We start from the raw sequence: 8,602 nt of genomic DNA on the forward strand, positions 1-8,602 counted from the left end.
AAAATCAAGTAATATTTACATCAATTTTTTAAATTTTAAAAGATATAAAAAAATAATAAAGCAGATAACAAACGAAAAAATAACAGTTATTTTGTAGCCAACTAAAGAAGCGATAATAAAGCCAAGGGCAAACGACAAATACTGAAACAACATACTTATGCTACTTTGCAAGGCGCACTCGCTTACCGGAGATTTTGTGGCTTTGCTCATTATCATAGTTGAGATGCTTACGACGCCTATAGTATATACGGCAAAGCAAATTTGACACACAAGGATTAATATTATTAAATTCGCATATCCTAAAATCGGCAAAAGTAGTGTTAAAATCCCAAAAGCTTGAATAGGCATAGCCAAAATCATAGTCTTAATATTGCCTAATTTGTTTATAAGATAGCTTGCCGTAATGCTACCTATGATAACACCGCAAAGCCCGTATATGTGCACTACTTTGCCTATCTCGTCAAGACCTCGTCCGCTATCGACAAGTATAGGATTGATTAGTCCAAAAGACATGCACACTCCGATGCCTTGTACCATAAGCACACTTAGCCAAAATTTCTTATCTTTGAAAAATAACGCCATACTTTTAAAGCTAACTCGATTTTGCCCTCTTTCAAGTTCTCTTGGTCGCTCTTTAAAGGTTGCAATCATAAAAAGAGCAACAATGGTAAGAAATATCAAAAATATAGTTGAAGCTTTCCAGCCAAAATTTGAATATATGATCAGAGTAACGCCTGTTCCTAAAACATGACCTATGAAATTTCCGCTAGCGGCTAGCGAATTTGCGCCTGCTAAATTTTGAGGAGTTGAAATTTTAATAATTAAAGCACTTGAAGCTATAGCCGAAGTAGCTGACAAAAAGCCAAGCATACCCGCCATAGCAAGAATAAAGCTCAAATTTTCTCTTACGTTTAAACATGCAGTTATCCCAAGAGATACTATCATTATCATTAAGACAACCGTAATAAAATTTTTATAAACTCCGCCCATTTTTGCAACTACAAATTCTACAAACGGAGCCCATAAAAATCTAAACCCGTAAAATAAACCTATAAAATATACTGCGCCTATCTTTTCTAGGCTAAGTCCGTCTTGTCTAAGTATAGCCGCCAAACTTTCGGAGAAAAAACCAATGCTTATGTATTGAGCCATATTTAAACAGACTATTAAAAAGGCGATTCGGGGTTTGAAATTTAAAATTTTAATAGACGAATTCAAGCTAGGCTTCCATATAATGCTTAAATTTTATACCTAAGAGAAAACTCGATTTTATAGTATGATAAATCAAAATCAACCAAATATGATTTTATCGATTTTTTGCTATACATCTTTATTTTTAGCATGCCAAATTTTTACATTCTGCTGAGCTTGCCACATATTGTAGTATCTGCCCTTCGCGCTTAAAAGCTCTTCGTGAGATCCTTTTTCGACCAAATTTGCATTGTCAAATACTAAAATTTGATCCGCTCCTACGATGGTAGATAGCCTATGAGCTATTACTATGACGGTTTTATCCTTTACTAAAGTATCAATCGCCTTTTGTACCGCAAGCTCGCTTGCAGTATCAAGAGCCGCCGTAGGCTCGTCTAAAATAACTATAGGAGCGTCTTTTAGTATTGCCCTAGCTATGCTGATACGTTGCTTTTCTCCGCCTGAAAGATTCCCTCCTATGTCGCCGACTCTAGTTTCATAGCCGTCCGGAAGCCTTGTGATAAATTCATCGCAAAGTGCGGTTTTGGCTGCATTTCTTACTTCTTTGTCGCTTGCATTTGCTCTACCCATACGGATATTATTTAGCACCGTATCGTCAAATAAATAGACATCCTGAAAGACTACGGATAGGCACTTCATAAGCTCTTCTTGCTTTATATGTCTTATATCCGTTCCGCCTATCTTTATCTCGCCTTTTTGTGCATCTGAATATCGCATAAGCATCTTTATCGCCGTTGTTTTACCGCTTCCGGAGGCTCCTACTATAGCGGTCATGCTTTTAGCGGGAATTTTAAAGCTGACATTATTGAGAGAATTTTTATCGGCACCGAAATAGGCAAAATCAACCTTATTAAATTCGATATCAAATTTATCGGGTATCGCTATGGGCGGATAAAAATCAAGCTCTTTCATGTTTAAAATTTCTTTCGTTCGCCTAAAGCCGTTTTCACTAAGATCAAATACGCTAGCTACTATCAAAAGGATAGAAAACGGCTCGTTTAGTCTTGGAAGTATGACAAGCAATGCCGCAAATAGACCAAGTGAAATTTCACCGTTTATATTTAGATAAACTCCCGTAAAAACCGCTATCAAAGTAGTAAATATAATCAAGCTTCCCGTTAGCAAAGTTGGTAAATTTGAGCCTTTCATTTCATTAAGCTGAATTTGTCTTACGTTTGCTATTTCCTTTTGTAGCTTTTGTGAATTTTTGCCGATCAAATTTACCGAGCGAAGCACTCCTATACCTTGGATATATTCTATTATGCTTGATTCAAGAGTTGCATTTGCATCCATGAATATCTTTTTATCCTCTACTGCCATCTTACGTTTTAGCTTATAAAGCGGTATAACAAGCGGCAGTATAAAAATAAGTATAAGGGCGATCTTGAAATTTGCAAAAATAGTAGCAATGATGACAAAAGAGCAGATTAAAATCGGCTCTAAAAACATAAGAGGTATCATATTCATAAACATTACGGCAGAATCAACATTGCTTGCAAATACCGCATTTAGTTCGCCGGTTTTATATTTAGCTAGGCTTTCAAGAGGTACGGAGGTTAGCTTCTTGCCAAGCTTTAAGCGAAGATCGTATCCTACATCCACAAAGGTGCCGGCATGATCGTAGTAAGAGCTTTTAAATTTGGCTATCATAAACACTATAAGTAGCGCTACCATGGATAAAGCAACGAAATTTAAAGAGCTTTTATCTCCATGATAAGCAAAAACAAGCAGAGGGTAAAATAAACAAAGCAAAACGGCTTGAGTTGCTATTGCTATTACGCCGGAGTAAAGACTATTTTTATACTCTTTTTGATACGAGCCTGCAATCTCTAAAAACATATTATAAAGCTCTTTGATAGAGGCGAATTTTACATTATTACTCATGATTTGTCCTTTTATATATGTTCCAAATTTGAGTTTGCGTATAACTATCCCAGAGCTTGGCATATAAACTATTATTTGATAAAAGCTCTTCGTGAACCCCTTTTTCTGCGACTTTCCCTTTATCAAAGACTACTATTTGGTCGGATTTTTTGATAGTTGATAGGCGGTGAGCTATTATAATTACGGTTTTGCCTACTATGAGATTTGAAATGGCCTTTATGATCTTTTCTTCATTTTCGGGATCTGCAAATGCCGTAGCTTCATCAAGCACTATTATAGGAGCGTCTCTTAATATTGCCCGAGCTATGGTTATGCGTTGCTTTTGCCCTCCGCTTAAATTCGTACCCCTATCGCCGCACAGGGTATCGTATCCATTTGGCAAAGCATCTATAAACTCATCGATTTGCGCGGCTTTAGCTGCGTTTATCACCTCGTCTTTTGTGGCACTTGGCTTTGCCATTGATATATTTTCATAGATGGTGTCGTTAAATAAAAACGTATCTTGAAATACAAAAGAGACAAAATTCATAAGCTTCATAGGCTCAATTTGCCTTACATCAACTCCGCCTATTAAAATTTCACCATTACAAACATCCCAAAAACGAGGGATAAGTTGTGCCGCCGTGCTCTTGCCCGCACCGCTTGGACCAACGAGTGCCGTTACGCTTCCTGCATCAACCTTAAAACTAACATCCTTAAGAGCGAATTCGTCTCTTGTTTCGTATTTAAAACTTACATTTTTAAATTCTACCGAGCTATCCTTCGGTTCTTTGAAAGAATCTGAAATTTTAAGAGGTTTTATGTCTAAAATTTCTAAAATTCCGCTTGCTGCGGCTCTTGATTGTTGAACAAAATTATTTACCCACATAAGCGGCATCATAGACTCTATAATGCCTGCCGCAAGTATCAATACTCCGATAAATTTACCAAATTCCAAGCTGCCGTTTATATAAAAATAACTACCGGCAACGCCTACTACAACAAGAGTTATAATAGGACTGGCTAGCATTATAGCAACTCTTGAGGCTGTGGTAGTAAGCGCTATCCACTCTTTAAGACTCTTGCAGTACGCATTAAGAGCATCGTTGTAGCGCTTAAAAGAGCTAGCCCCATCACTAAATGTTCGAACTACGGGCATAGCTTGAACAAATTCTATTATGGAGGCGTTTATAAGGGCTTGATTGTCGTCATACTCTCTTCTGTATTTTTCATTATCTTTAAACGCTAGACTCATAAATGCCGCACTTGCAAAAACTAAAGCCAGACTAAGCGATAAAAGCCTCAAATCAAAAAATCCAAGCGCGATTAAGCACGCTACGGGAGTAATAGCTACTCTTGCCAGCATAGGAGTAGTATCGGCTACAAACGAGTGTAAGTTTTTTACATCGTCCAGCATATTTTTTTTAAGCCTTCCGCTTCCTTTGGTTATAACTTCACCAAAAGGAATTGCGGCTATATGCTCAGAAAGTCTGGTTCGTAAAATTTGTTCCAGTCTAAAAGCGGCTACGTGAGAAGTCTTAAAAGCGTTTGAGCGGAAAAGATATTCTGCTATTATAAAGCCTGCTCCAATATACATCAGAGTGTAATTTACTTCGCCTTTAGCAAGAGACGATACTACAAAAGCAAAGGTGCTAAAAGCTAGCACGTAACAAATCGAAGCGATGCCTGCAAGTATCATTGCAAGCCTTATATCTTTTATAACCGGATTCATAATCCTAGTTAAAATTCCTTGCTTCTCTTTCATGACAAATTCCTTGATTTCGGTTATACAAAGTTAAAATTTAGGCTTAAGTTTTTAAGCCTAAATTTGAAAGTTTAAATCCTAAAAAGAGTATCTTACGCCCATGCCAAATCTCCTTGGATCACCGAAGTGATTCATGCCCGATATTCCTCCGTGATGCATAAATGTTACTACATGAGAATTGTTTGTGATATTTGTTATGTATCCGTAGATGTCAAATGCCTTGAACCTATAACCGGCGCGAATGTCCGCCGTCATCCAAGATTTTTGTTTAAATTTATTTTCCGCATCAAAATACTTATCCCCATTACCTCTTAGATCAAGCCTTGTATAAATTCCGCTTGGATGAGTGTAAGCAACACCTAAGTTAAAAGTGTAGTTTGGGGTATTCTCTATCCTTTTATTAACGGCGTTTGGATACTGGATATTTTCTTTGTATTTAGTTTTATTTATACCAAACGCTCCGCTTATATCAAGCTCGCTACTAACTCTATAAAGGGCTTCAAGCTCTATTCCATCGCTTTTTGCTTTGCCTCCGTTGCTTGTAACAAATATTCCTCCCGGCAAGATAGAGTATAGATGTATGTCTTTTATATCCATATGGAATGCGGAAAGACTGAATCTAAGGCGATTGTCAAACGCATTTCCGCGAAGACCTATCTCATAGTTGTAGCTCTTTTGTGCATCAAAGGCTTGCTCTTTTATGAATGCGTAGTAGTTGTATCCGCCGGACAAATAGCCTTGAGAGTATGAAACAAAAGCGCTTAAATCATCGTTTATCTTATATGTCAATCCCGCCTTTGGAAGGAATTTGTTCCATGACTTGCCGTCTTTTAAGGTATTAATAGGAGCTCCTTTAGACATACCAAGAGGAGTCATAAAAGCTGCCATATCTATATCTTTTTTGATCTTTTGAAATCTTCCTCCAAGAGTTAGTAAAAAACTATCGGTTAACTCATAGCTTCCCTGTCCGAATACAGCAGCGGTATCTGCTTTGATGGTTGCTGGAGCATCCATCTCCATCTTCATTCCGCCTTGATTAAACTGCTGCCCCATTCTTTTATTTTGAGTCTTTTCTCGCTCAAAATAAAGACCGCTTACCCACTTAAATTTATCTGTATTTATACTGTTTAGTCTAAATTCTTGCGATAAAGTGTCTAAATGCACATCTTGAAATTGGATTAAGCCGTTAGAAGGAAGCGACGGTGCATAAGTAAAGTCGCTATCGTAAATTCCGCTTGCCTTTGATTTCTTATGAGTGGTAACGGACGAAAATTTAACTCTATCAAACTCATAATCAACTCCGAGCGCCTGAGAAAATGTTTTAACTAAACTATCGGTAGGTACTTCAAAATTTGCTCTTTTGGCATCTTTTAAATTTATAGTTCCAAATAGACCTGTGCCACCCCTATAAAAATACTCTTTGCTTCTTTCTTCAACCAAGGTTAATCTTGCAGTCAGCCTATCGGTAGGTTTAACCGTAACGGTTGTGTCAAATTTATGATCGTTTGTTTTATTTGCTTTTTTATCGCCGTTATATTCGTTTTTTATCCAACCGTCATCTTTTGAAGCATATCCTTCGACATTTAAAAACAAAATATCATTTATTAAGGCACCGTTTGCGTTAAAATTTCCCATCATATAGTTATATGAACCGTATTCGCTTCCCACGGCACCGTTCCACTCGTTCTTAGGCTGTTTGGATACTACGTTTACAACTCCTCCGATCGAGTCTTTGCCATAAATCGTGCTTTGAGGACCGCGTAAAATTTCAACTCTTTCGACATTATTTAAAATAGAGTTATAATTGCCCATGTTGTTACTGCTGGCAATACCGTCTATATAGACGGTAACAGGGTTTGAATTGGTAAAATCGGAGTGATTTATACCGCGAAAATTTACTCTTGTTTTATAGATAAAATGCTCGGCACTTAGGTTTGGAATCTGACGCATTATACCATCGGTATCTTTAATGCGTTTTTCTTCTATCTCGTTTTCATCTATGACACTTACGCTTTGAGGGATATCTTTGATATTCTCTTCCATTTTATTTGCCGATACCGTTACTTCTTTTAGCGAAATATTATCGGTTGCAAATAAACAAGTGCTTGCGACAACAGAGATAATGCCTATAAATTTTATATAACCTGAACTCATGTAACACTCCTTAAAATTTATTCAAGCTTAATACTACTATAATTTGATAATTATTACTATTACTTTATTAATGGCAGAGGGATTAAATTTAACGATGGAGGGATTTTATGAGTAGCTTCCCCGAACTTGAGAGATTTTTTAACGAAACATGGGGTAATAACGAGAGATGCTTAAAGGAGTTAAGTATAAAAACCAATGATATGGTTTTAAATACTCAGATATTTAATAACTCAAACGGTTTTGGTTATGGAATATTTGACATGTATTTTGATGATGATAAGGTATTTAATTCCGCTGATATAGGCAAATACTCTTTTATGTATTTTAATACAGGAAATAGTTCGGTTTGTATGAACAGTCAAAGTGCCAATGATGGTATATTTAGACCAAATGACGCTTGGATAGGAGTTATAAAAGAGCCTTTTAGGGGCAGGGTTGTTTATGAGCGTAAAAAACGCTTTAAAAGCCAGTGTATTTTTATGGATAATAATTTAATAAAAGATTTTCCAATATTTAACGAGATGGAAAAATCCGAAACTATAAGCATTAAAGCAAGCTCCACGAATTTAGCACAAAAACTTATTCTCAAGGATTTAGAAAATTCTCATATATATAGAGATAAAATGAGGGAAATTTTTATTGAGTCTAAAATTTTAGAGATGATATATAAAAGTTTCTCAACTTCTGATAATTGTGATTGCTGTAAAGGACTAAATTTATGCGACCGTGATATAGCCGCTATAAAAAAGGCTAAAGAAATTTTGCTCAAAAATATGTCAAATCCGCCATCCATCAAAGAATTTGCCAAAATTTGTGCTATAAATGAATTTAAGCTAAAAAGAGGCTTTAAACAGTATTTTGGCATAACTATCTATGGGATGCTACAAGAGGAAAGGCTTAAAAGTGCCAAAGAGCTTTTGTTAAGAAATGATGTAAGCGTAAAAGAGGCGGCTAGCATTGTCGGATACAGATCTTTGGCGCATTTTAGTAAAATTTTTAAAGAAAAATTTGAAGTACTGCCAATTGAAATTTCAAGGCATAATAAATTTTGGATTTAAAAAACTATAAAATATCTTGCATATGCCAAGCTCTTTTAGACTTGCATTAAAAAATATGTTTCTTTAAAACTCTAGAAGCTAACGGCTTTATATCTGCTTAGATAGTTTTTAGTATATTGAATTGTAATAAAAATAAATCATATTTTTGTTTATTCATCCATTCGGAATTTGCCAATCTTTGATTATTTTTGCTTATAATGCGTCCCCACCTGTAAAATTTGTACGCTATTATCTTTTATTCTATAAACTATTCGATTTTTAATATCTATCCTGCGAGAGTAGCAGCCCGTCAAGTCACCTTTTAGAGTTTCCGGTTTACCAAGATTACTATCGTTTTCATTTCTGGCTATATCCTTAATAAGAGTATTGATTTTTGCCGATATTTTTTTGTCTTTGATTAGCTCTAAATAATCACTCCATGCATCGGGATAAAACTCTATATTAAGCATTATCTAATGCCTCAAGCTCATCTATGCTTTTTCTTATCATCTTTACTTTTTTATTGTCTATGTTATCTAATATATTTTTTAGATACTCCGTATTACTATCA

The 8,602-nt window shown here is 35.8% G+C and carries 6 protein-coding genes; 1 reads left to right on the top strand and 5 read right to left on the bottom strand.

What is annotated here, in order from left to right; all coding sequences use genetic code 11:
• Positions 1-15 precede the first annotated feature (15 nt).
• The 4 genes from CDOM15925_RS09775 to CDOM15925_RS09790 all read right to left on the bottom strand — a co-directional run bounded on the left by CDOM15925_RS09775 (position 16) and on the right by CDOM15925_RS09790 (position 6,994).
• Positions 16-1,218 carry an MFS transporter gene (locus CDOM15925_RS09775; RefSeq protein WP_283956687.1) on the bottom strand — a complete coding sequence of 401 codons (1,203 nt, stop codon included), beginning with the start codon at positions 1,216-1,218 and terminating at the stop codon, positions 16-18.
• Positions 1,219-1,320: 102 nt separating this feature from the next.
• Positions 1,321-3,096, bottom strand: coding sequence for an ABC transporter ATP-binding protein (locus CDOM15925_RS09780; RefSeq protein WP_169943224.1), 1,776 nt, complete (start codon positions 3,094-3,096; stop codon positions 1,321-1,323).
• Positions 3,089-4,840, bottom strand: a complete 1,752-nt coding sequence (locus CDOM15925_RS09785) for an ABC transporter ATP-binding protein (protein WP_169943225.1) — start codon at positions 4,838-4,840, stop codon at positions 3,089-3,091. The genes CDOM15925_RS09780 and CDOM15925_RS09785 overlap by 8 nt, the downstream gene beginning before the upstream one ends.
• 78 nt (positions 4,841-4,918) lie before the next feature.
• The gene (locus tag CDOM15925_RS09790; RefSeq protein ID WP_169943226.1) at positions 4,919-6,994 is read right to left on the bottom strand and encodes a TonB-dependent receptor; all 2,076 of its coding nucleotides are present in this window, start codon (positions 6,992-6,994) and stop codon (positions 4,919-4,921) included.
• Positions 6,995-7,101: 107 nt separating this feature from the next.
• Here CDOM15925_RS09790 and CDOM15925_RS09795 point away from each other — a divergent pair, with 107 nt between their 5' ends.
• A complete protein-coding gene (locus CDOM15925_RS09795) occupies positions 7,102-8,052 on the top strand; it encodes a helix-turn-helix transcriptional regulator (RefSeq protein ID WP_169943227.1) in 951 nt (316 codons plus the stop codon).
• 182 nt (positions 8,053-8,234) lie between these two features.
• Here CDOM15925_RS09795 and CDOM15925_RS09800 read toward each other — a convergent pair whose 3' ends face one another.
• Complete coding sequence (locus tag CDOM15925_RS09800; RefSeq protein ID WP_169943228.1) at positions 8,235-8,501, bottom strand: Txe/YoeB family addiction module toxin; 267 nt, start codon at positions 8,499-8,501, stop codon at positions 8,235-8,237.
• Positions 8,502-8,602: the final 101 nt, after the last annotated feature.

Source organism: Campylobacter sp. RM15925 (assembly GCF_012978775.1).
Classification (GTDB): domain Bacteria; phylum Campylobacterota; class Campylobacteria; order Campylobacterales; family Campylobacteraceae; genus Campylobacter_A; species Campylobacter_A canis.

Bases quoted from the DNA above. Each gene is read 5' to 3' on its own strand.
- CDOM15925_RS09780 (WP_169943224.1), bottom strand. From the start codon at position 3,096: ATGAGTAATAATGTAAAATTCGCCTCTATCAAAGAGCTTTATAATATG.
- CDOM15925_RS09785 (WP_169943225.1), bottom strand. From the start codon at position 4,840: ATGAAAGAGAAGCAAGGAATTTTAACTAGGATTATGAATCCGGTTATA.
- CDOM15925_RS09790 (WP_169943226.1), bottom strand. From the start codon at position 6,994: ATGAGTTCAGGTTATATAAAATTTATAGGCATTATCTCTGTTGTCGCA.
- CDOM15925_RS09795 (WP_169943227.1), top strand. From the start codon at position 7,102: ATGAGTAGCTTCCCCGAACTTGAGAGATTTTTTAACGAAACATGGGGT.
- CDOM15925_RS09800 (WP_169943228.1), bottom strand. From the start codon at position 8,501: ATGCTTAATATAGAGTTTTATCCCGATGCATGGAGTGATTATTTAGAG.